The following is a 21,878-nucleotide window of genomic DNA, read 5'->3' as shown; positions in this document are numbered from 1 at the left end:
AGGTTATGCAGTCGAGGGTTAACATCTGCGGTCAGGTAATAAGGTGGGGCATCCCATGATGCGTCTTTGTGCAACGCTACTGATTTGTCTGCTGGGCAGCCTGAATTCAGTGCATGCCATGCCTGCGCCGCATCCTCACTGGAGCGTCGGTTTCCATGAGATGACGTTCCTTGATCCGCTGGACTTGCAGCCGATGCGCGCCATCGCCTTTTACCCGTCCAGTGAAAAGGAACATTCCAGCACGCTCGAGGGCTACTCGATCGAAGCCGGTGAAGACACCAAAGTCGCCATCGGACGTTTCCCGATGCTGATGCTGTCCCATGGCAACACCGGAACCCCGCTGGCCCTGCACGACCTCGCCACCTCATTGGCGCGCAAGGGTTTTGTGGTGGTGGCGGTGATCCATCCCGGCGACAACTCCAAAGACCACAGCCGCCTCGGCACCTTGAGCAACCTTTATGGTCGACCGATCCAGATTTCCGAAGCCATTACCGCGACCTTGGGCGACCGGATGCTTGCGCCGTTCGTCAATGCCGAGCAGGTTGGAGTGATTGGCTATTCGGCGGGCGGCGAGACCGCGTTGATCCTGTCCGGTGCCACCCCGGATCTGGATCGCCTGCGCCGTTATTGCCAGGAGCGCCCGGATGATCACGATGCCTGCAACACGCAAGGCGAACTGATCGTCGATCGTGATGACTTGCAGCCAGTGGCAGACCCGCGCGTGCATGCCTTGCTGCTGATGGCGCCGCTGAGCCTGAAGTTCGGCCGCCATACTCTGGCCGACGTGCATGTGCCGGTGCTGCTGTACAGCGGTGATGGCGACAAACTGGTGGCGTTCGACAAAAACGCCGCAGCGCTTGCGCGCAAACTGCCGACCGCACCGGACTTCAAATTGCTGGCCGGGGCAGGGCACTTCGTGTTCCTGGCGCCGTGCAACGAAGAACAGATCGCCGCCATGCCGGCACTATGCACCGATGCCGACGGCGTCGACCGCAAGGATATTCACCGCAACATGATTTCCGAAGCCGGACGGTTCTTCTCCCATGCCCTGGGCAAACCTACCCGCGCCGGCATGCAGACCGCAGATCAATAATGTCCCCGGAACCCTTGTGGGAGCGGGCTTGCTCGCGAATGCGGTGGGTCAGACACATTAATGTCGACTGACACGCCCTCTTCGCGAGCAAGCCCGCTCCCACAGGGGATATGCGGCAGGCTTAGGCCATTGCGCGGTGTTTCAGTAATAAGGTCAAACCGAGCCCGGTTATCGACAACAACGCCGCACTAAAGAAAATCCACGAATACCCCAGGTTCAACGCCACCGCGCCCATCAGCGGCCCGGCAATCGCCAGCGCCAGATCGAAAAACACCGCATAAGCACTCAAACCCGCTCCGCGACTGGAATTGGGTACTTGTTTGATCGCTTCGACCCCCAGCGCCGGATACACCAGCGACAAGCCGAACCCGGTCAGCCCTGCGCCAATCAAGGCATAACCCGTCGAGGGCGCCAGCCACAGCAGGACCAGCCCCACAGTTTCAATGGTCATGCAGGCAATGGCGGAGGTGAAGCCACCGAAACGGCTGATACTGGATATGAACAACAACCGCGCCAGAATGAAACAGACCCCGAATACCGTCAGGCAATACGCCGCGCCGGTCCAGCCAAGGCTGACGTAATACAGGGTAATAAAGGTAGTGAGCGTGCCGTAACCGATGGACGCCAGGCTCAGGCTCGCGCCGAAGGGAGCAATGCGGCCGAACACCGCCCAGAACGGCAGGCGCTCGCTGCGAATCACCGGCACCGAAGGTTTGTTGCGGATCAACAGCAGCGCCATCAAGGCCAGTAACGACAGCGCAATCCCGAGGCTGGCGAACCCCAGTTCAGCGACCATCACCACGCCCAGCGGCGCGCCGATGGCGATGGCGCCGTACGAGGCTATCCCGTTCCAGGAAATCGAACGCGCCGTGTGCTCGGCACCGACCTGGCCCATGCACCAACTGATTGTGCCGACTCCGATCAACCCTTGAGCGATGCCCAGCAACAACCGGCCAGCGATCAGGATGATCAGGCTCAACAACGGCACACTTTGCAGCAGGGTCGACAGCAATGTCAGCGCGCCGCTCAACGCAATCCCCGACAACCCGTAAACAATCGCCCGTTTGGTACCGATGCTGTCCGACATACGCCCGGCCATGGGCCGACTGAGCAGGGTGGCCAGGTACTGAGAACCAATGGTCAGCCCCGCGACGATGGCGCTGAACCCCAACTGTTCATGGACATATCCCGGCAACACCGCAATCGGCAAGCCGATGCAGAGGAAGGCGATAAAGGTATAGAAAACGATAGAGACGATCTGCAGAGTGATCGCCATGGAGCTTTGCGGGGGCAACTGCTGCACAGACATGAGAGCTCGTTCGCGGGCGGCGGTAGGAGAACTGCATCATGGCGTGGGTGTGAAATAAAAGGAAGCAGGCTAACAATGTGGATTGCAAATCAGGCTGGAACTTCATTTTGCGGTGTCAGTGATGGCCTCTTCGCGAGCAAGCCCGCTCCCACACTGGATCGGCCGCGTGCAGAAGATTGATAGCTACTGGAGATCCACTGTGGGAGCGGGCTTGCTCGCGAAGGTTTCGGCACCACAAACTTCCTTGGCCCAGAAATACAAAAAGCCCCGTCACCAGGACAGGGCTTTTCACTTGAAGCTTGCAGCCGTCTTACATCAAAACACCCTGACTACGCAGGTAGTCGTCATAGGTGCCGCTGAAGTCGATCACGCCGTCGGCGCTCAGCTCAATGATGCGGGTGGCCAGGGACGATACGAACTCACGGTCGTGGCTGACGAAGATCAGCGTGCCCGGGTAGTTCTCCAGCGCCAGGTTCAGCGCCTCGATGGATTCCATGTCCAAGTGGTTGGTCGGTTCGTCCATGATCAGCACGTTCGGCTTTTGCAGAATCAGCTTGCCGAACAGCATGCGACCTTGCTCACCACCGGAGATGACCTTGACCGACTTGAGGATCTCGTCGTTGGAGAACAGCATGCGACCGAGGGTGCCGCGAACGATTTGCTCGCCGCCCTGGGTCCACTGGCCCATCCAGTCGAACAGGTTGCAGTCGTCTTCGAAGTCGTGAGCGTGGTCCTGGGCGTAGTAGCCCAATTCCGCGGCGTCGGTCCACTTCACGGTACCGGCATCCGGGGTCAGTTCGTTGACCAGAGTGCGCAGCAGGGTGGTTTTACCGATACCGTTCGGGCCGATGATCGCCACGCGCTCGCCGGCTTCAACCTGAAAGCTGAAGTCCTTGAACAGCGGCTTGCCATCGAAGCCTTTGGCCATGCGCTCGACGATGACCGCCTGACGGTGCAGCTTCTTGGTTTGTTCGAAACGGATGAACGGGCTCACACGGCTCGAAGGCTTGACTTCGGCCAGCTGGATCTTGTCGATCGCCTTGGCGCGGGAGGTCGCTTGCTTGGCTTTCGAGGCGTTGGCCGAGAAGCGGCTGACGAACGATTGCAGTTCCGAGATCTGTGCTTTCTTCTTGGCGTTGTCCGACAGCAATTGCTCGCGGGACTGGGTCGCCACGGTCATGTATTCGTCGTAGTTGCCCGGGAACAGGCGCAGCTCGCCGTAGTCCAGGTCAGCCATGTGGGTGCACACGCTGTTCAGGAAGTGACGGTCATGGGAGATGATGATCATCAGGCTGGAGCGCTGGGTCAGAATGTTTTCCAGCCAGCGGATGGTGTTGATGTCCAGGTGGTTGGTCGGTTCGTCGAGCAACAGCACTTCAGGATCGGAGAACAGTGCCTGCGCCAGCAACACGCGCAGTTTCCAGCCCGGAGACACTTCGCTCATCGGGCCGAAGTGCTGCTCGATGCCGATACCCAGGCCCAGCAACAGTTCGCCGGCACGGGATTCAGCGGTGTAGCCGTCCATTTCGGCGAATTCGGTTTCCAGCTCGGCCACGGCCATGCCGTCTTCTTCGGTCATTTCCGGCAGCGAGTAGATGCGGTCGCGCTCGGCCTTGACCTTCCACAGCTCTTCGTGACCCATGATCACGGTGTCGATCACGGTAAATTCTTCGTAGGCGAACTGGTCCTGGCGCAATTTACCCAGACGCACGTTCGGCTCGAGCATGACCTGGCCGCCGGACGGCTCGAGGTCGCCACCGAGGATTTTCATGAAGGTCGACTTGCCGCAACCGTTAGCGCCGATCAGGCCGTAGCGGTTACCGGCGCCGAATTTGACCGAAACGTTTTCGAATAGCGGCTTGGCGCCGAACTGCATCGTGATGTTAGCTGTGGAGATCAATTACTTTACCTATCAATGGGTTGCGAGCTGCGCATTTGGCGCTTGGGCCATTCCTGGGGCGTTCTGGAGTTTCTCTCCATCTCTCCCCAATCATCGCTAGAGTTCAACCAGCGCGCATAAGTCGAGAGCAGCATCTGGACGCTGTGTCCAAGCTGTTGGGCAATAAAGGCGGGATTCATGCCAGACATTGAGCATATTGTCGCATAAGTGTGACGGCAGTTGTACGGTGGGCGATAACGTGTCGCCCGCTTCTTCAAGGTGCGGCCCCGGTTTGTGCAGAATCGGGGGCTGTCTGATGGGGTGGCTCATCCAGGGGGCGGGCAAATGTAGGGGCGCTCCTTTTGATCGCACCTCAATGTTATTTTTGTTCAGTGTTGTGTTCGGGACACTTGGCGTGGCTCTGGGTAAAGTCAGCACTGCTTGCCCGGCCTTGTGTGTTTCAGATGGATTGCTGAATGGCCAGCACTTGGTCAGGGTGGGCACCAATTCAGACTCGTCTCTCCATGCCATGCGTGACAGCAGAAGGTGGGGAGGGGGCTATTCTTCTTCGTCAGGGGCCGGATTTGCGGGCGTGCTGGCGTTTCGTTGTCATCACCGCTGACCATCACCTGATCAATAGCGGCTCGCAGATACTCCCCTGGTACTCTCCCAAGACGCGCCCCTCACCCGCACCCTGTGAGTCGCAGTGGTGCCGGTGATTATTTGCCGCTCAATGCATGCGGGCGTAGTTGGAAGGAAAGGGGGTTGCCGTCAAAACTATTGACCGGCTCATGAATTAGTATTCCTTCCTCCCAACCCAAGGAACATGGAAGTGAGACACAAATACGCAACAGGTTTGTTTTTTTTACTGACAATTGTGACGGCTCAATGTGCTTACTCCGGCACTACAGACGAGTCCGTTGAGAACGCCTCATTGCTCTGCAAAATCCTGGATGGCAACGACGCCTTGACTCAGGCCTCCGAGTTCTCAAGCGAAGATCGTTCGGTCAACATCTCGGTAGACAGCTCTCCAGAAGAAGCCAGAAAGCTTTGCCCCGTCATCAGTGCCATCGTCGAGCATCACGACATGGTTTTTGCGCAAGGCTGGACCGTGCAGATCACCTCTCCAGGCAGTGACCATGAAGTTGTCGCTATCTGCCCGCTGTAAACGACTCGCTGGCAGCGGTTGAAAACCTGGCTTTGCCGCACGTTGAACGGCGTGCGACAAGTCGGTGCCTGACCAGGTCGAGACTCAGAGCAAGTAGCCAGTGGCTTGTCCGAGGTGGTTGTCCTGCCCTCCGGTGATGAGGTGCAGCGGGATGTGCGGTTGCTCATCAAGGGATGGGATTTCGAAACTTCCCATTATTTGAACGTGTCGCTCATTCAGTCCGGTCGACTCTTCTTCTTCTTTTGCCTTAGCCATTCTCGCGTGGTTCGCTGCGATTTCATTGAGAGTTGACACGTTAAATCTCCCGGTGACTGACCAAGCGTATCGCTGCAGTCCTTAAACGTTAATTTAATTGCCGCCGCGTCAGAATTACGTCGTTCTGGGGCTGCTACATTCTGCTTCTGCAAAGCCCAAGCCAGTTACCGTCATATATTGGGCGCTGTATTTACATACGCGACGAATGGTGGTATGGCATGAGGCTACTATCGGGAGAGCGGTTCGCGAACCGTGCTACTCATAACGTAGACACATTTTCACAGTTGAAGGTTAACTATTAGTTACAGAGTTTGGCTAAAATGCCATCTTTCGACCCTGTGCCGACCATCGGCATGGCTCAAGAACGCGCCATCGGGACGCAGTTTGTTCATTTCTGACGTGTGACGATTTCCGTGAAATTTATCATTGCCGCTATTTATGTCATCTCCATCGCGTATGTTCACTTGCGCGGAAAGGTGCGCCACAAATTAGGCCGCCAGTTAAGTGACCACTCGACGTTTCTGGCACCGATCAATTGCTTCCTTTATCTGTTCTCGAAAAAGCCCAGTAAGCCTTATCTCAACCCGGCAGACTTTCCCGACTTGAGCCCTTTGCAGGCTCATTGGGAAGAGATTCGCGCCGAAGGCCAGAATCTGCTCAAGGCCGGGGAGATCAAGCGTTCGAATCAATATGACGACGTTGGTTTCAACTCGTTTTTCAAAAGTGGCTGGAAACGTTTCTATCTCAAATGGTATGGCGATAGTCATCCGTCGGCCGCAAAACTCTGTCCGCGCACGACTGAACTGGTGCAAAGCATCGGCTCGATCAAGGCCGCGATGTTTGCTGAACTGCCGCCGGGTTCGAAACTGGTCCGTCACCGCGATCCCTATGCCGGTTCGTACCGTTATCACTTGGGACTGGAAACGCCGAACGATGCCGGCTGCTATATCAACGTCGACGGTGAGAACTACCATTGGCGCGACGGCGAAGCGGTAATGTTCGATGAGACCTTCATTCATTACGCCGAAAACACCACTGCGCAAAACCGCATCATCCTGTTCTGTGACATTGAACGGCCGATGAAATATCGCTGGGCGGCAGCGTTCAACCGCTGGTTCAGCCGTACGGTGATGGCGGCGGCGGGCGCGCCGAACGATGCCGGCGACAAGGTCGGTGGTATCAACCGCTTGTTCGCCAAAATCTACAAGATTCGCCTGCGCGGCAAAGCGCTCAAGAAGCGTAACCGCGCTCGCTACTACCTGGAGAAGTGGGCGATTTTTGGTGGGTTGCTGACGATTTTTGTTTTGATCTGAATTTGGTATTGAGGCGTATGACGCCTTCGCGAGCAGGCTCGCTCCCACCTTTGTTTTATGTCGTTCACAAGGCCAATGTGGGAGCGAGCCTGCTCGCGATGGGGCCGAGATTCACACCGCCTGACTCATGGATGTACCAGTGAAGGGTCAGCCGCTCGACCGTTTCGTGGGCTTTTTCTGCGCAGCAGGTTTGGCTTTGGTGGCCGGTTTACTGGCCGTTTTACCGCCGCCCTTGCCACCAAGACTGCGTTTGAGCAATTCGGTCAGATCGATAACATCGGCGGTTTTACGCACCTCTTCACCCGTCGCCGTTTCGACATCTTCGATCTTGCCTTCATTCGCCTTCTTCTCGACCAGCGCCATGATCTTGTCTTCGAAGCTGTCGCGGTACTCCTCAGGCGTCCAGTCGGCACTCATGTCCTCCACCAGCCGTTTGGCCATCTCCAGCTCACCTTTGGCCAGATCCGGCTTGGTCACCTCACTGCCCAGCTCCAGTTGATCCAGGCTGCGCACTTCGGCCGGCCAGCGCAGCATCACCAGCACCATGGCTGACTCCAGCGGCATGAGGGCCGCCAAGTGCTGGCGCGAATGCAATACCACGCGGGCCAGAGCGACCTTGTCGGTTTTGCTGAGGGTTTCGCGCAACAGCGCATAGACCTTGCCGCCGCGTTTGTCCGGCGCCAGGTAGTAGGGCGTGTCGATGTTTTGCAGGGGGATCTGCTCGCTGGCGACAAAGGCAAAAATGTCGATGGTCTGGGTCGACAGTGGATGAGCCGAGCGAATCTCTTCCTCACTGAGCACCACGTAACGTCCCTTTTCGTACTCGATCCCTTTGACGATGTGCTCTTGGGTGATTTCCTTGCCGGTGACCTTGTTGATGCGCTTGTAGCCGACCGGGTCCATGCTGCGGCTGTCGAGCCAGTTGAAATCGATCCCGCGCGAAGACGTCGCCGAAACCAGCGCCACGGGAATATGCACCAGACCGAAACTGATTGCGCCTTTCCAGATTGCCCGTGCCATCGTCGTGATCTCGTCGATTGATGTTCTGGTGACCTGTGCCCAAGGGCAAAAGTTTCAGTCGGCGGCGGCCCGGTCCTGCGGGCGGATCGGCGGTGCGGTTAACTCGTGTTACATCTTGTGAAGGAGGTTTTAGTTAACAAATCCGAACCCTGGGCGTAGCGTGGCTTCATTCATCCATGAAGCGTGGCGCGCTCATTTAGGGAGGTCCCCATGAACCGATGTGTGCTCGGCGTCATCGCGCTGGCATTGAGTGGCGTGCTGAGTCCTTTGGCTCTGGCAGATGCCGCATCGCCGTCCTCGCCCTTGCTGCTGGCGCAGAACCTGCCGGGCAGCACCCACAACAATCCCTACAACAGCCCGATTCGCCGGGCCAATCCCAACAGCATGCAAGGCACGCAACCCAGCATTCCGGTAATCCGCGGGCCAGGCACGGTGCCTGTGCCACGACCGCCAACGCTGGATAACGGCGGTATCGGCAACCGCTATCCGCAAGATCGACCGGCTCCCACCAGCCAACCGAAATTCATTCCCAATCCACCGCCCCGGGACTCGGACCGCAACTACCGTTGAACGGCAGGACAGAGCTCTTGCCAGCCATTTTGACGACAAAAGGAATCGTGCATGTTGCGTAAAACCCTCTTGGCCACTTTCTGTGCCAGCGCGTTATTTACAGCCACTGCGCCCGTTTTCGCGGCGCCGACACAGGATATAAAAAGCGAGCAGGGCACCCTTGAGCTCACGCCGATCGTTAAAGGCCTGGAACATCCCTGGGCGCTGGCGTTTCTGCCCGATCGCCAAGGGATGCTGGTGACCGAGCGGCCCGGTAACCTGCGGTTGGTCAGCGCTGACGGCAAACTCTCGGGCCCGCTCAGCGGCGTGCCTCAGGTCTGGGCCAAGGGGCAGGGCGGGTTGCTCGATGTGGTGCTGTCGCCCGACTTCAAGCAAGACCGCATGGTCTATCTGTCTTACGCCGAAGGGGGCGGTGAGGGCGGCAAGGCCGGCACGGCGGTCGGTCGCGGACGGTTGTCGGAAGACCTGACGGCCATCAAGGATTTCAGGGTGATCTTCCGTCAGGAGCCCAAGCTCTCGGTCGGCAACCACTTCGGCTCGCGACTGGTGTTCGATCGCGACGGTTATCTGTTCATCACTCTGGGCGAGAACAACGACCGGCCCACGGCGCAGGACCTCGACAAACTGCAAGGCAAGATCGTGCGGATCTATCCAGACGGCAAGGTGCCGAAGGACAACCCTTTTGTCGGGCAAAAAGGCGTTCGCCCGGAAATCTGGTCCTACGGCCATCGCAACCCGCAAGGCGCGGCGCTCAATCCCTGGAGTGGCACGCTCTGGGAAAACGAGCACGGTCCCCAGGGCGGTGACGAGATCAACATCATCGAACGAGGCAAGAACTACGGCTGGCCGCTGGCAACCCGCGGCATCAACTATTCCGGCCTGCCAATCCCGGAAGCCAAGGGCGAAACCGCCGAAGGCACCTTGGGCCCGCACCATGTATGGGAAAAATCCCCCGGCCTGAGCGGCATGGCCTTCTACGATGGCGATCGCTTCAAGGCCTGGCAGCACAACGTGTTTATCGGGGCGCTGGTGAGTCAGGAGTTGATCCGCCTGCAGTTCGAAGGCGACAAAGTTGTTCACGAAGAGCGGTTGTTGGGTGAATTCAACAAACGGATTCGCGATGTGCGGCAGGGGCCGGATGGATATTTGTATGTACTGACCGATGAAGATGAAGGGGGGCTGTACAAGCTTGGCCTGAAGTAAAACGCATAACCTGTGGCGAGGGAGCTTGCTCCCGCTGGGGTGCGAAGCGCCCCCATGCAATCGACTGCTTCGCACTCGAATGGGAGCAAGCTCCCTCGCCACAGGTTTACTGACGCCGATAGAGAATCACCGCAGCCCGCAGCTTGCCTCGCCCGAAACTGCACATTTTGTCGAATTCCCCATGGCTGACCGGCAAGTGCTGGCAATCTATCGACTGACGATGCTGGCTGTGATCCACATCCGGATCGTGCAGGTAGACGAACTCTTCATCGCAATCGGTGACGATCACCCAGTGCGGCGCCTTGGAACGGGTCAGGCGATAGCTGCTGATCAATACCAGCGGTTGTCCGCCATCGTGCAGTAACCGTGGCAGATCCAGTGGTCCGCCGATCATTCGCTCCACGTCGGTGGCTTGCAACTGCGCCGTGAACTCCTCGTGTACCAGGCGCATTACGTCTTTTTTATGCGCATCGCGCACGCCGTCGAGGAACAGCGGCCCGGCCATGCTCAGTTGCAGCCGCACCCGAAAGCCACGCCGCCATGCTGCCAGCGCCATACCTTGAGGGCTGCAGCCTCCGTGGCCAGACGTCATGAACACCGTGGTCGCCTCGCGCCAGATTTGCAGTTCTTCGCCGCGCTCCAGCGCTCGATCGTCTTGCAGTGCGCCCATGGCCATCAGCAGGCAGGCCGGGCCACAGGTGAACTCGGTGGTCTGCGGGTAGTAAGGCACCTTGATGTTGCGTGAGTCGCGGTGCTGGAGGATACGTTTTTCCAATCGCAGCGCGTCGGCATGGTCCTGGTAATAGTCGTGAATCCGCGCGAAACGCCGGTAGCCGTTGCGCTCATACAGAGCAATCGCCGTCGGATTGTCGATGCGCACTTCCAGCCGCAGGTAGGCGCAGTCATGCTCAATGGCGCAAGCCTCGACACGTTCGAGCAATTGCTTGCCCAGTCCACTGCCGCGAGCATCAAGGGCGATCGCAATCGAGTATAGGCGCGCCAATGAAGTGCCCCGGTGAAACAGTACCACCGCATAGCCCACTAATTGCTCGCCACGTTGGGCCACCAACAGTTGTCCGTGAGCCCGAATGATCATCCATTGAAAACTGCGACTGTTGAGCCGGTCCGTGATGAAACATTGCTGTTCGAGTGCCAGCAGTGCCGGTATGTCTTCAACTACCGCCAAGCGAAAAACAGGATTCATATGACCGCCGTAAAAGTTGCGTAACGAAACGGGACTTTCGTAAAAGTTCGTGCTTAATAGGAAAGGTCTTGTTCTTCAATGGATCAATCACTATGTCAGCGGTACAAGGTCATTGGCGCGAAGTATCTGAGCAAACGTTACCGGCAGCAATAACTTCTGCAAACTATTTAAATGGCTCGATCAGAACTTCCAGCCAGTTGACGATCATCGTCGAACGCAAGGAAGACTGGGCCTCTTACTTTCCCAGTGAAGACATCGTCACCGCCCAGGAATACCTCGAACAGACCCGCGACAACGAGCAGGGCAAGCGGGTTCAGGTGATCAACCTGTGCCGCAGCTACAAGTACCTCGGGCACGGTTATTACTGCTCGCTGCTGGCCGAAGCGCGGGGGCACAAGGTTATTCCGTCGGTGCGGACCATCAGCGAACTGACCCGCAAATCCCTGTATGGCCTGGCCCTGGATGATCTGGATAAAACCCTGGAAAAAGCCCTCAGTAATCACCTTTACAGCGATACCGAAGGGTTTACCCTGACACTGTACTTCGGCAAAACCTCTATTGAGCCATTACAGGATCTGGCTCGACAGTTGTTCGAGGTTTTTCCTTGTCCGATATTGCTGGTTGAGTTTCGTCAAACTAATGGTTGGCACATCGAAGGTGTAAAGTTTGGCGCCTTGCATAAGTTGCGTGAAGATCAGGAAGATCAGTTCGCTAATGCACTTGACAGTTTCAGTCGCAAGATCTGGCGCATGCCGCGCTCCAGGCGATTGGCCCGTTATGACCTGGCCATTCTGCACGATCCGCAAGAAGCATTACCGCCGTCCAATCCCAAGGCTTTGGACAACTTCGTCAGGGTCGGCAAGACACTGGGCATCGACGTCGAGCTGATTGAACGCAAGGACTACGCCCGAATCGCCGAGTACGACGCGCTCCTGATCCGCGAGACAACGAGCGTCGACAACCACACCTACCGCTTCGCCAAAAAAGCCGAGAGCGAAGGTTTGGTGGTGATGGATGACCCGGCGTCGATCCTTCGCTGCACCAACAAGGTTTATCTGACTGATTTGCTCAAGAGCCATCAGCTGGGCATGCCCGCCACTGAAATCCTCTACAAGGAACGACCGGAAGATTTCGAGCGGGTAGGCGAGCGTCTGGGGTTTCCACTGGTGCTGAAGATCCCCGACGGTTGTTTCTCAAAGGGCGTCATCAAGGTCCAAAGCCAGCAAGCCTTGCTTGAAGCCACCGCTGAACTGTTCGAACACTCGGTGTTGCTGCTGGCCCAGGAATTCTTCTACACCGAATACGACTGGCGCATTGGCGTGCTCAACCGCAAACCGATCTTTGCCTGCCAGTACTTCATGTCCAAGGGCCATTGGCAGATCTACAACCATAAGGCCAAAGGCCAGGACATCAACGGCGAATGCCGCACCCTGGCGGTTCACGAAGCACCGCGAGCGGTGGTTGAACTGGCGGTGAAAACCGCGAATCTCATCGGCGATGGTCTCTACGGCGTCGACCTCAAACAGTCCGGCGACAAAGTGGTGGTGATCGAAGTCAACGACAACCCGAACATGGACGCCGGCATCGAAGACGCCTACTTGCAGGACGATTTGTATTCCTTGGTGCTGGAAGAGTTTGTCCGTCGGCTGGAGCTCAAACGCCGCGGTCAGGCCTGGTGAGCGGCCGATGATCAAGAGTTTTGAGCTGAGCCACGGCGCCCTGCAAGCGGTCGAACGGCTAGACGCCGACGTGATGCTATTCAGTAACCCCGATGCGGCCGAACGGGATCTGTTGCACAGCCATTTCAAGCTCGATGAACACGCTCTGGCCTCGGCCCTGGACCCCGACGAGGTGTCGCGCATCGAGTTCCACCCCGACAACCTGTTCCTGATCTGGAAGCGTCCGAAAAACTACTCAGGTGGTGGTAGCCTGTCCTTCGAAGTGTCGTCCTGTGGCTTGCTGTTTTCCCCGGGGCGTCTGCTAGTGATCGCCACCGACGACTCGCCGCTCAGCGGCCTCGGCACGCGGCAGTCACTGAAGACGCCACTGGATGTGTTGCTCGACCTGTTGTTCAACAACATTCACCACTATCTGGGGCACCTCAAGGTGATCAAGATGGTTGCCCGGGAGTTGCAGCAGAAATTCAATGCCTCGATGCAGAACCAGCATCTGATCCAAATGTTCAACCTCAGCGAAAGCCTGATCTATTACATCAACGCCATTCACAGCAATGGCGCGGTCCTGACCCGGCTGCGTAATCATGCGGCAAAGGAACACTTCAGCGTTGAAGCCATTGGTTTAATCGACGATCTGATCATCGAAAATAACCAGTGCTACAAACAGGCGGAAATCTACTCCACGGTGTTCTCCGGGCTGATCGATGCGCGGGGCAATCTGATGAACAACAGCATGAATAACCTGCTGCGCAAACTGACGTTGATCAACGTGGTGTTTCTGCCGTTGAACCTGATTGCGAGCATTGGCGGCATGTCCGAGTTCAGCATGATGACCGCCGGCACGCCGTGGTGGGTTTCCTATCCGTTGTTTCTGACGGCGATGATGCTGGGGGCGGGGGGGATGGTGATTGGCCTCAAGCGCCTGGCGAGGTGACTTTGGCGGCTGTCAGATTGCCTTCGCGAGCAGGCTCGCTCCCACATTTTGATCTGGGTGCCCAACTTTCGAGTCCGGAACAGCCCCCTGTGGGAGCGAGCCTGCTCGCGATAGCCATCTCAAAATCAGACAAAATCTGGATCATGCTTGTTGAGTGGCATCGATGGAGTTCTTGCGGCATTGAAGACCCCGCACCACCAGATACAACAACGGCCCGACAGACACAAAAATCGCCGTCACCAACAAATAAGGAACCACCGACAACCCCGACTGCCCACGCTTGCGCGCATCCTGGTACATCCAGATACCGGCAAGTGTCGCCAACAGGTACAAAACAATCACCACCTGCGCAGTATCGGGCCGCGACATCAGGCTGATGCCGAAGTCGAGCAACGACTGCTCGGCCTGCAGCCCGAAACGGTGTAGCCGGCGAAGGCGATCAGGGCAATGAGGGGCAGGGCGACAGACTTCATGGTTTCCTTCCTTGGGACAATGAGCAGAATCGCCAGCCTACAGCGGCTCTTGAAAATTGGCCATTGACTTGCCATCAGCCTCCGGCTAATTTCCAGCCATGACTTCCACCGTATTGCGCTGCCAGCCAAGCATTATTACCGCCATTCCTTATTTGGCGGGCTAGCTCACGACTGCAGCACCCAACCCGCCCTAGAGGCGGGTTTTTACTTTCTGTCTTCTGGGTTTTGAGCTTACCGGATGCACGCAACCGGTGTAGGAGCTGCCGAAGGCTGCGATCTTTTGATCTTGAAAAGCAAAGATCGCAGCCTTCGGCAGCTCCTACACCGACCGCGTAAACCCGGATACCAAGGAGACGATCATGAGCAGCACCCCCGCCCAGCAGAGCTTGCTTGAGCACTACGTGAAAAAAATCCTCGCCGCGCCGGTTTACGAACTCGCCGTGCGCACGCCGCTGCAAGCGGCACCGGCATTATCCGAGGCGTTGGGCAATCAGATACTGCTCAAGCGTGAAGACTTGCAACCGACGTTTTCCTTCAAGATCCGCGGCGCTTACAACAAACTGGTGAACCTCAGCGACGAACAGAAAGCTCGCGGCGTGATCACTGCCTCGGCTGGCAATCATGCCCAAGGCGTAGCGTTGGCGGCCCGCGAGTTGGGGGTCGCCGCAACCATTGTCATGCCCTGCACGACACCGGAATTGAAGGTGCATGGGGTTCGCAGCCGAGGAGCGGATGCAGTGCTGCATGGCGAGAGTTTTCCGTTTGCCCTGGAGTACGCGCTGGACCTGGCACGGCAAACCGGTCGCACCTTTGTCTCGCCTTTCGACGATCCGGACGTGATCGCCGGACAGGGCACCGTCGCCATGGAAATCCTTCGCCAGCACCAAGGGCCGCTGGACGCGATCTTCGTTCCGGTGGGCGGGGGTGGCTTGATCGCCGGTATCGCCGCGTACGTCAAATACCTGCGCCCTGAAGTCCGGATCATCGGCGTCGAGTCGGAGCATTCCGCCTGTTTGCAGGCTGCATTGAAGGCCGGCGAACGGGTCGTGCTGCCAACTGTCGGCACCTTCGCCGATGGTGTGGCCGTCGCTGAAATCGGGGCTTATGGTTTTGAGGTCTGCCGGTTTTGCGTCGATGAGGTGATGACCGTCAGCAACGACGAACTCTGCGCCGCCATCAAGAATATCTACGACGATACCCGCTCGATCACCGAACCTTCCGGCGCATTGGCCGTGGCCGGGATCAAGCAGTACGTGGCACGAACCAGCGCCCGTGGTCAGACCCTGGTGGCCATCGATTCCGGAGCGAACATCAATTTCGACAGTTTGCGGTACGTGGCCGAGCGCGCAGCGTTGAGCGGCGTGTCGGCGTGAGGGGGGCTCAGATGTTAGGAACTCAGGCCAGCAGCGGACGCAAAAAGGTCCGCTCGTAGCTCACAATGAACTTCTTCTCGACCAACAAGGCCACCAGTTCCGTGCTTTCTGGGTCGGTCATCGCAATATGTCGGTAGCTTTCGTAGTCCGCCAGTGACGGAAAACTGAACAGGCAGTAGGCGATATTGCTCGCGCCCTCGGAAGGCAGGAAATACCCGTGGTGAGTACCGCCCAAACGTTCGACGATGCCGAGCCAGGCTTTGGCGTAGGCTTCGAATTCGGTCAGTTGATAGGGGTCGATCACATATTTGACGTGACAGGTAATCAAGGTGGGAGCTCCTATGGGCGTGATGGACCGGTTATTCCTGAACGGCTTTCTCGACATGGCTCGACGCTGACCAGATCCGGTAGCGCACTTCGACGTCTTTGGGCACGTAGAGCACGATCGGCAGCTTGCTGTTGTAACGCAGCCTGAAACCGTCACCGACCACCGGTACGAAGTCCTTTTTGCTCTTGCCATCGGGGCAGGCCATCAGCGTGCTCATCGGGCCGGTGACTTTTTCCAGCCGGTAAAACGGGTAACCCCAACCCTCAAGGTTCTTTTCCTCAAGCCTGCCGCCCAGGCGCTGACGGTTGCAGTCTACGGTCAGGGTCTTGCCGGCAAGAATCTCGACTTGATAGCCGTCTTCCTGTTGTTGCGGGGCGAGGTGAATGACCTGGCGGGTAAAACCGCTCTCGGGCTTGGGATACGGCGCGACGTCTTCGAGTGTTGCGGCGTGGGCTGCGGACGACAGAACGGCAACTATCAGCCCGACGGTCGTGTTAAAGGGCAAAGCACCCATGATGCCTCCTTGCGTGTGTGTGGGGTCAGCGGATACTGAATGGATGGACCGCATTCTTACTACCGTCCTCAGCCAATGCAAACCCGACATCGTGGGGTATGCAAAATGCAGGTTTTGAAACAGTCCTTTCTTGCATTTTGCACGAGTCGCTTTATAGCCACCCCCGCCAATCCTTGATTCGCCGACGAGGTGCAGAGCGAAATTCTGGGCATGTTTTATGCTGAAGCTGTCTTGAGCTGACCGCGATCCCTGTTGAGTCAGCGCTGAAACAAGAAAACGGTCGGACGTTGGAACGATGAAACCCGCACGGACGAAAAGAACGGGCGATCTGAGCTCCGACCGACATTGATTTTTGATTGGCAATCTCACAATACCGAGAGGGTGGCCATGTTTCTTTCTGCCTTGGAACTACGCAATATCGTTGAAAGCAGTTTTCTTCCGAAACGCTGCCAATGCACGCTGTCGCCGGACCTGTCGATGACCGTCAAGGTGTATTCGGACAGCGAGACTGACCATCTCGACCTGTTCGTCACCGGCATAGACGCCCATCACCTCAACGGGTGTCGGGAAATCAATAATCTGATAGCCGAGTTACGCACCGACCTTGCGCACAATGCGCACAGCCAGCTGTTGCACCCGACGTCAAAAGCCCATTAACCGGCAGTTTCACCCAGTTCGAGCGACACGCGCCGGGTCTGGATAAACCCCAGACCCAGTGCCAGCTCTACCACTATCGCCAGCAAAATACCCGGCCCGGCATGACCATTGAGCCATTCGCCGAAGCCCAGTGCTGCCAAACCGAAACACCCCACCATAAAGCCGCTGCACATCGCGCTTCGCGCCACCGAGGGCGGGGCCTGCCGAACAAGATAAAACATCACCCCCAACGCGCCGAACAGCACCGCACTGCGCCTGGCAACAAACCCCGCCGCGGACGAATACTCGATACTCCAGATTGCCAGCAACCCTTGCGGCATCAAACCCCAAGCCAGCGCCAGCAGAAAACAAAGGGCGGCGGTGAATGTCGACAGCGTGCGAAACGAGAACTGCATGACGAATCCTTTCGGCAGTGAGGGGGACGCCAAAGCATAGCGTCAGAATCCTCACAGGCCTACCGCCAGGCACCGAATCAGAATCTTCTGTCAGTTCTGATAACTGCACGCGTCAGAAAGTTTTCGGTACGTAATTTCCGCAGGCTTGCCCGACTTGTCGATGTACTTCATGTCGGCCGTCACCACTTGGCATTCCAGCGTCTGCGGCTCAGTCAGGGAAACGACTTTGCCCACATGAAGCGGCATGCCGTAGTGATAGGGCACGGCCTGTGACGACGACGTCTCGTTGGCCTGAGCAAGACCTGCGAGCGCGGTGCAGGCGAGGGCGGTGGTCATCAGTAGTATTCGCATGTTCACGATGGGTCTCCAGTGCAGAGGGAAAGTCAGTTCGATGCAAGAACGTCGAACCTGCCGCACTGGGCGTCAGAGGTAGCTGAGGGCGTGCGGTCCAGTAAAGTCTTGGACCGTGGGGTTAAGCGATGGTTAACCGGGTTGCATGCCGCCTGTCGTGGGGCGCCAGTTGATTGCCGCGATTTTGCGCAATGAATACAGGCATTTTTCGAGGCGATTGGCCGCTACGCCAGATAAAAAAGAAAGCCCCACAGGTGGGGCCTTCCTTATTACCTGGCCAGGAAATTCAAAGCGATTGCAAGGAAATGGTCGCGCTCTGAGAGTCTTGCTGGCTGTCAGCATCCATCCACACCCACTGCGTACCGTCGCCTTGCAGATTATTGGAGATGCTCTGAATCTGCGAGTAAGAGATCTTGACGGCCCCAACCGCACTGGCAGTAGGCCCAATTGTGGTGACCTGGCCGGTGAGGAGGCCATTTGACGTCTCATTGACGACGAATACGGTCGCTTGCGCCTCACGGAACTGGCAGGAGATGAACTGTGTAATGGTGCTGGCGATCGTCAGGTTCATCCACTTCGATGGGGGTACCGCATAGTAACGGACGTACTTGTTGAACGGATGCTGCTCACCATCGGCCGGTAGAGGATAATTGCTCAGCCCCGAGGTATTGGTCGGCATGCCGACACTTCCCAACCAGATTTCGACCTGGGAGTTACCGGCATTGCTGGGCAGTGAAACCGAAACGGTTTGAGTATCGGTGCCCGAGACAAAACCCAATGATGCCAAGCCTGCATTGGCTGTGGTACCAGGCACCGTGATCGGTACGGGCGGTTGGCTGTTGCTCCAGTTCACGTAGACAGTCGAATTGTTGTCATTTTGAGCGGAGTTGTAGGTAAAGATGCCATAAAGCTGGCCGGGGCTAAGCGCGGTGCAGGTGGCTGTATCTCCTGCGGTGAGAGTAATACGTTGTCCGCCGTTCCAGTTAATTTGGGCAGCTGAGATAGCGACACTTTCCATGTTGGAGTTCCTTTTCCTGTTGTGGGGGTATAAGGATGAGCGCACAGCAATAATCCTTACCTGCGCTGTGCGTGGAAAAGATATTAGTTGAAGGTATGTGGCGGTCAAGTAACTGGCTGGTTGTTTTCAATTAAATAAATATCAACCTCAGCGGTAGCTGGATTCTGCCGATATAAACATGCAGTGATTGTCTGTTTTATTTATTTGATTCAGTAGGATGAGGGTATTGTATGCGAATAGATACAGTGCTGTCCGACAGATGCGGAGGTAAAAAACTTACAAGATTAATATGTCGTTGGTGTCGTCAATCTTGTGTGGCTATTTTGTTTTGAACTAGTTGTGAGTGTAAATTGCTATAACTATTGTTGTCCGGCTAAATAGGATAAAGCTGTCAATAGCCGCTTGTCTTTTGATGGGGTTAATACAACTTTAAATCGAAATAAAAATATATCAAAAAAATATAAAAGCCTGTCTATTGTTCAGGTCCAACGGCAGGCCCTGAAATCAGGACCTGCGATTGGAGGAGGTATGGGGGCGTCGATATCAGCTCAACTGCCGCCGATACGGCAAATCCGGCCCGGTCTTGCTGCAGGTCAGCGCCGCAGCGCTCACTGCAAACCTGAGCATCGCGTCAATTTGCTCGCGACTCAGCTGTTGCAAACCTCCAACCGAATCCAGCTGCTGCTCGGTCAACCAGGTAATCAGCGCCGCCTGAAACGTATCGCCAGCCCCCACGGTGTCGGCAATCTTCACCGAACAGGCCGGCACCGACCACGAACCGTGGGCACGGCTGAACACCGTTGCGCCTTCGCCGCCACGGGTGAGGAACACCAACTGACAGCGATGCTCCAGCCAGCTTTCGATCACACGCTGAGGATCTTGCTCGGGATACAACAGGCTCAAGTCTTCGTCGCTGACCTTGATCAGATCCGCCAGCTCCACCAGCGTGGCAATCCGCGATCGCCACAACTCGATGTTCGGCTCGGGATTCAGGCGCACGTTCGGGTCGAGGCTGATCAGGCGTTTGCCGCTTTCCCGTTGCACCAATGCCAGCAAAGTATCGGCAATCGGTTGCACCACCAGCGAGAACGAGCCGACGTGCAAACCGCGCACTTCAGGCCCCAGCTCTGGCAGATGCGTCAGGCTCAACTGCCGATCAGCGCAGCCTTCGCCACGAAAGCTGTAATGGGGCGAGCCATTGGCACCGACGGCGACCATTGCCAGGGTGGTCGGCGCGGCAAAGTCCACGAGGTACTCCGGGCGCACACCTTCATCCTGCAGCACTTGCTGCAAACGTCGGCCGAGGTAATCGGTCGACAGCCCGCCAAACAGCGCCGCGTCCACGCCCAAACGGCGTAAACCTACGGCCACGTTGAACGGCGAGCCGCCGGCAATTGCCTTGAAATTCACTTTGGATGCCAAGCCACTGGCATCGTCTTCGCTGAAGAAATCGAACAGCGCTTCGCCACATACCAAATACATAATTGCTCGCTCTTTAAAGGGTTGCGACATGCTGTTGATAGCGTTCATAGGCCTGCTGGCAGGCCACCACATTTTCTGCAATCGGTAAGGTTTCACTGGTCAGATCGAGCTTTACGCAACGCTCACACAAGTCCGTCAGGCTGTCTTCGTGACCGTTTGCCCAGGACTTGCACCACGCCGCCTGAATCGCCGCGCCGAGGGCCGCGGCCTCGCTTTGTTCGGTACATATCACAGGCGTATTCATGATGTCAGCGACGATCTGCCGCCACACCGGGCTCTTCGAACCGCCGCCGATCAGGCAGATGCTGCGGCTTTGTAAGCCATTCTGGCGCAGCAGGTCTAGCCCGTAACGCAAACCGAAGGTAGTGCCTTCCACCACGGCGCGGCACAGGTTGGCCCGGGTCAGGTTGGTCATGGTCAGCCCCAGCAGGCTGCCGTTGGCATGGGGCAGGGCGGGAACGCGTTCGCCATTGAGGAACGGCAGCATGCACACGCCGTCGGCACCGATCGGCGCTTGCTCGACCAAGGCGTTGAACGCCTCGATATCCAATTCGAACAACTCGCGAATCGCGCCGGTCGCGTTGGTCAGGTTCATCGTGCAGATCAATGGCAGCCAGCCGCCGCTGGAGGAGCAGAATGTCGCGACCGAGGTATCCGGGCTGACGTTCGCTTGCTCGGCATAGGCGTAGACCGTTCCCGAGGAGCCGAGGCTCATGGTGATCGCGCCGGGTTTTATATTGCCGGTGCCGATCGCGCCCATCATGTTGTCGCCGCCGCCGCTGGAGATCAGCGCCTTGGGGTTGATGCCCAAATGCTCGGCGATACTTGGCAGGATCGTGCCGACCGGTTGGTGGGCATCGATCAGCTGCGGGAGTGCGGCTTGCAGGCGCCCGGAGGGGTCGATGTCGCGCAGCAGTTGCAAGTCCCATTGGCGGGTGCGCACGTTGAAATAACCGGTGCCCGAGGCATCGCCATACTCGCTGCAACTGCGGCCGGTGAGCCAGTAGTTGAGGTAGTCATGGGGCAGCAAGATGCGGGCGATTCGGGCGAACACTTCCGGATGCTGTTCTTTGGTCCAGAGCAGTTTGGACACGGTGTAACCCGGCGCGATGACTACGCCGAGGTGCTCCAGTGAGCCTTTTTCGCCGCCCAGATGGGCGAGCAAGCGGTCGTTCTCCGGCGTGGACTCGGTGTCGCACCAGAGCTTGGCCGGACGCAGCGCCTGGCCGTGATCGTCGAGCAGCACCAGACCATGTTGCTGGCCGGAAACACCGATGCCGAGGATGGCCTGACCGTCTACATTCGCTGCGAGCAACGCGCGGTGGGTGGCCAGGGTAAAGGCTTCCAGCCATTGGGCGGTGTCTTGCTCGCGACGACCGTTGGCGCCGTTGATCAGGCTGTGGGCGGCGGCGCCCTGACCGAGGACCTGGCCGCTGTGCGCGTCGAGGACAACGGCTTTGGTGCCTTGGGTGCCGCAGTCGATGCCGAGGAAAAGTTGTTGGTTTGCCATGGAAGATCCTTGGATCGTCAGGTCGATATCAGTGAGCCCAATCGCGAGCAGGCTCGCTCCCACAGGAGATCTTCAGAGGACACAGGTTTTGTGTTCGACAACGATCCAATGTGGGAGCGAGCCTGCTCGCGAAGACGGCAGCAGGTTCACCAC

20 protein-coding genes and 2 pseudogenes are annotated in these 21,878 nt (G+C 57.5%); 9 read left to right on the top strand and 13 right to left on the bottom strand.

Going from position 1 to position 21,878, the window contains the following annotated elements; all coding sequences use genetic code 11:
- The first annotated feature begins 55 nt into the window (after positions 1 to 55).
- The gene (locus BK662_RS20515) at positions 56 to 1,093 is read left to right on the top strand and encodes an alpha/beta hydrolase family protein (RefSeq protein ID WP_123359578.1); all 1,038 of its coding nucleotides are present in this window, start codon (positions 56 to 58) and stop codon (positions 1,091 to 1,093) included.
- A 121-nt stretch (positions 1,094 to 1,214) separates the two neighbouring features.
- Here BK662_RS20515 and BK662_RS20510 read toward each other — a convergent pair whose 3' ends face one another.
- Both BK662_RS20510 and BK662_RS20505 read right to left on the bottom strand, forming a co-directional pair.
- Positions 1,215 to 2,402 carry an MFS transporter gene (locus BK662_RS20510; protein WP_123359577.1) on the bottom strand — a complete coding sequence of 396 codons (1,188 nt, stop codon included), beginning with the start codon at positions 2,400 to 2,402 and terminating at the stop codon, positions 1,215 to 1,217.
- A gap of 310 nt (positions 2,403 to 2,712) precedes the next feature.
- Entirely contained in the window at positions 2,713 to 4,302 is a 1,590-nt protein-coding gene (locus BK662_RS20505; RefSeq protein WP_123359576.1) for an ABC-F family ATPase, read from the bottom strand.
- A gap of 805 nt (positions 4,303 to 5,107) precedes the next feature.
- Between BK662_RS20505 and BK662_RS20495 the strand changes: the two genes are divergently transcribed.
- Positions 5,108 to 5,449: a hypothetical protein gene (locus BK662_RS20495; protein WP_123359575.1), complete on the top strand. Its 342-nt coding sequence runs from the start codon at positions 5,108 to 5,110 to the stop codon at positions 5,447 to 5,449.
- Positions 5,450 to 5,533: 84 nt separating this feature from the next.
- Here BK662_RS20495 and BK662_RS20490 read toward each other — a convergent pair whose 3' ends face one another.
- Entirely contained in the window at positions 5,534 to 5,743 is a 210-nt protein-coding gene (locus tag BK662_RS20490; RefSeq protein WP_123359574.1) for a hypothetical protein, read from the bottom strand.
- Positions 5,744 to 6,117: 374 nt separating this feature from the next.
- Here BK662_RS20490 and lpxO point away from each other — a divergent pair, with 374 nt between their 5' ends.
- Positions 6,118 to 7,017 (top strand): lipid A hydroxylase LpxO, encoded by a 900-nt coding sequence (lpxO, locus tag BK662_RS20485; protein ID WP_123359573.1) that lies wholly within the window; start codon positions 6,118 to 6,120, stop codon positions 7,015 to 7,017.
- A gap of 147 nt (positions 7,018 to 7,164) precedes the next feature.
- Here lpxO and ku read toward each other — a convergent pair whose 3' ends face one another.
- Complete coding sequence (gene ku, locus BK662_RS20480) at positions 7,165 to 8,037, bottom strand: non-homologous end joining protein Ku (protein ID WP_123359572.1); 873 nt, start codon at positions 8,035 to 8,037, stop codon at positions 7,165 to 7,167.
- 210 nt (positions 8,038 to 8,247) lie between these two features.
- Here ku and BK662_RS20475 point away from each other — a divergent pair, with 210 nt between their 5' ends.
- Both BK662_RS20475 and BK662_RS20470 read left to right on the top strand, forming a co-directional pair.
- Complete coding sequence (locus BK662_RS20475) at positions 8,248 to 8,607, top strand: hypothetical protein (RefSeq protein WP_123359571.1); 360 nt, start codon at positions 8,248 to 8,250, stop codon at positions 8,605 to 8,607.
- A 51-nt stretch (positions 8,608 to 8,658) separates the two neighbouring features.
- Positions 8,659 to 9,810: a PQQ-dependent sugar dehydrogenase gene (locus BK662_RS20470; RefSeq protein ID WP_123359570.1), complete on the top strand. Its 1,152-nt coding sequence runs from the start codon at positions 8,659 to 8,661 to the stop codon at positions 9,808 to 9,810.
- Between the two features lie 106 nt (positions 9,811 to 9,916).
- Here BK662_RS20470 and BK662_RS20465 read toward each other — a convergent pair whose 3' ends face one another.
- Positions 9,917 to 11,014, bottom strand: coding sequence for a GNAT family N-acetyltransferase/peptidase C39 family protein (locus BK662_RS20465; protein WP_123359569.1), 1,098 nt, complete (start codon positions 11,012 to 11,014; stop codon positions 9,917 to 9,919).
- A 92-nt stretch (positions 11,015 to 11,106) separates the two neighbouring features.
- Between BK662_RS20465 and BK662_RS20460 the strand changes: the two genes are divergently transcribed.
- Positions 11,107 to 12,693: a RimK family ATP-grasp domain-containing protein gene (locus tag BK662_RS20460; RefSeq protein WP_123359568.1), complete on the top strand. Its 1,587-nt coding sequence runs from the start codon at positions 11,107 to 11,109 to the stop codon at positions 12,691 to 12,693.
- Between the two features lie 7 nt (positions 12,694 to 12,700).
- Positions 12,701 to 13,624, top strand: coding sequence for a magnesium transporter CorA family protein (locus tag BK662_RS20455; protein ID WP_123359567.1), 924 nt, complete (start codon positions 12,701 to 12,703; stop codon positions 13,622 to 13,624).
- Between the two features lie 141 nt (positions 13,625 to 13,765).
- Here BK662_RS20455 and BK662_RS20450 read toward each other — a convergent pair.
- Positions 13,766 to 14,097, bottom strand: a pseudogene (locus BK662_RS20450) (ABA4-like family protein).
- Positions 14,098 to 14,456: 359 nt separating this feature from the next.
- On the opposite strand from BK662_RS20450, the pseudogene ilvA reads away from it, so the two are divergent.
- Positions 14,457 to 15,452, top strand: a pseudogene (gene ilvA / locus BK662_RS20445) (threonine ammonia-lyase, biosynthetic); the annotation flags it as partial.
- A 40-nt stretch (positions 15,453 to 15,492) separates the two neighbouring features.
- On the opposite strand, the gene BK662_RS20440 reads toward ilvA, so the two are convergent.
- Both BK662_RS20440 and eco read right to left on the bottom strand, forming a co-directional pair.
- A complete protein-coding gene (locus BK662_RS20440; RefSeq protein WP_123359565.1) occupies positions 15,493 to 15,798 on the bottom strand; it encodes an NIPSNAP family protein in 306 nt (101 codons plus the stop codon).
- 31 nt (positions 15,799 to 15,829) lie between these two features.
- Positions 15,830 to 16,312 (bottom strand): serine protease inhibitor ecotin, encoded by a 483-nt coding sequence (gene eco / locus BK662_RS20435; protein ID WP_123359564.1) that lies wholly within the window; start codon positions 16,310 to 16,312, stop codon positions 15,830 to 15,832.
- Between the two features lie 387 nt (positions 16,313 to 16,699).
- Between eco and BK662_RS20430 the strand changes: the two genes are divergently transcribed.
- Positions 16,700 to 16,969 (top strand): DUF1652 domain-containing protein, encoded by a 270-nt coding sequence (locus BK662_RS20430; protein WP_123359563.1) that lies wholly within the window; start codon positions 16,700 to 16,702, stop codon positions 16,967 to 16,969.
- Here the strand turns inward: BK662_RS20430 and BK662_RS20425 are convergent.
- The 5 genes from BK662_RS20425 to xylB form a co-directional block, all read right to left on the bottom strand.
- Entirely contained in the window at positions 16,966 to 17,364 is a 399-nt protein-coding gene (locus BK662_RS20425) for a hypothetical protein (protein ID WP_123359562.1), read from the bottom strand. The two genes, BK662_RS20430 and BK662_RS20425, sit on opposite strands and share 4 nt — an antisense overlap.
- Positions 17,365 to 17,454: 90 nt before the next feature.
- Positions 17,455 to 17,721 carry a DUF2790 domain-containing protein gene (locus tag BK662_RS20420; protein WP_123359561.1) on the bottom strand — a complete coding sequence of 89 codons (267 nt, stop codon included), beginning with the start codon at positions 17,719 to 17,721 and terminating at the stop codon, positions 17,455 to 17,457.
- Positions 17,722 to 18,001: 280 nt separating this feature from the next.
- Positions 18,002 to 18,733 (bottom strand): hypothetical protein, encoded by a 732-nt coding sequence (locus tag BK662_RS20415; RefSeq protein WP_123359560.1) that lies wholly within the window; start codon positions 18,731 to 18,733, stop codon positions 18,002 to 18,004.
- A gap of 543 nt (positions 18,734 to 19,276) precedes the next feature.
- Positions 19,277 to 20,215 carry a carbohydrate kinase family protein gene (locus BK662_RS20410; protein WP_123359559.1) on the bottom strand — a complete coding sequence of 313 codons (939 nt, stop codon included), beginning with the start codon at positions 20,213 to 20,215 and terminating at the stop codon, positions 19,277 to 19,279.
- A gap of 13 nt (positions 20,216 to 20,228) precedes the next feature.
- Complete coding sequence (xylB, locus tag BK662_RS20405) at positions 20,229 to 21,725, bottom strand: xylulokinase (protein WP_123359558.1); 1,497 nt, start codon at positions 21,723 to 21,725, stop codon at positions 20,229 to 20,231.
- Between the last annotated feature and the right edge of the window lie 153 nt (positions 21,726 to 21,878).

Origin of the sequence: Pseudomonas frederiksbergensis, from assembly GCF_003732275.1 — a bacterium.
Classification (GTDB): Bacteria; Pseudomonadota; Gammaproteobacteria; order Pseudomonadales; family Pseudomonadaceae; genus Aquipseudomonas; species Aquipseudomonas frederiksbergensis_H.
Note: the sequence above shows the minus strand (reverse complement) of the source record. Positions and strands in the feature narration are given on the sequence as shown.

Excerpts from the sequence above, each read along its gene's own strand:
- BK662_RS20515 (WP_123359578.1), top strand. The coding sequence starts at position 56 with ATGATGCGTCTTTGTGCAACGCTACTGATTTGTCTGCTGGGCAGCCTG.
- BK662_RS20470 (WP_123359570.1), top strand. The coding sequence starts at position 8,659 with ATGTTGCGTAAAACCCTCTTGGCCACTTTCTGTGCCAGCGCGTTATTT.
- BK662_RS20455 (WP_123359567.1), top strand. The coding sequence starts at position 12,701 with ATGATCAAGAGTTTTGAGCTGAGCCACGGCGCCCTGCAAGCGGTCGAA.
- BK662_RS20425 (WP_123359562.1), bottom strand. The coding sequence starts at position 17,364 with ATGCAGTTCTCGTTTCGCACGCTGTCGACATTCACCGCCGCCCTTTGT.
- BK662_RS20460 (WP_123359568.1), top strand. The coding sequence starts at position 11,107 with ATGTCAGCGGTACAAGGTCATTGGCGCGAAGTATCTGAGCAAACGTTA.
- BK662_RS20475 (WP_123359571.1), top strand. The coding sequence starts at position 8,248 with ATGAACCGATGTGTGCTCGGCGTCATCGCGCTGGCATTGAGTGGCGTG.
- BK662_RS20415 (WP_123359560.1), bottom strand. The coding sequence starts at position 18,733 with ATGGAAAGTGTCGCTATCTCAGCTGCCCAAATTAACTGGAACGGCGGA.
- BK662_RS20410 (WP_123359559.1), bottom strand. The coding sequence starts at position 20,215 with ATGTATTTGGTATGTGGCGAAGCGCTGTTCGATTTCTTCAGCGAAGAC.
- eco (WP_123359564.1), bottom strand. The coding sequence starts at position 16,312 with ATGGGTGCTTTGCCCTTTAACACGACCGTCGGGCTGATAGTTGCCGTT.
- xylB (WP_123359558.1), bottom strand. The coding sequence starts at position 21,725 with ATGGCAAACCAACAACTTTTCCTCGGCATCGACTGCGGCACCCAAGGC.
- BK662_RS20510 (WP_123359577.1), bottom strand. The coding sequence starts at position 2,402 with ATGTCTGTGCAGCAGTTGCCCCCGCAAAGCTCCATGGCGATCACTCTG.
- BK662_RS20495 (WP_123359575.1), top strand. The coding sequence starts at position 5,108 with ATGGAAGTGAGACACAAATACGCAACAGGTTTGTTTTTTTTACTGACA.
- ku (WP_123359572.1), bottom strand. The coding sequence starts at position 8,037 with ATGGCACGGGCAATCTGGAAAGGCGCAATCAGTTTCGGTCTGGTGCAT.
- BK662_RS20430 (WP_123359563.1), top strand. The coding sequence starts at position 16,700 with ATGTTTCTTTCTGCCTTGGAACTACGCAATATCGTTGAAAGCAGTTTT.
- BK662_RS20465 (WP_123359569.1), bottom strand. The coding sequence starts at position 11,014 with ATGAATCCTGTTTTTCGCTTGGCGGTAGTTGAAGACATACCGGCACTG.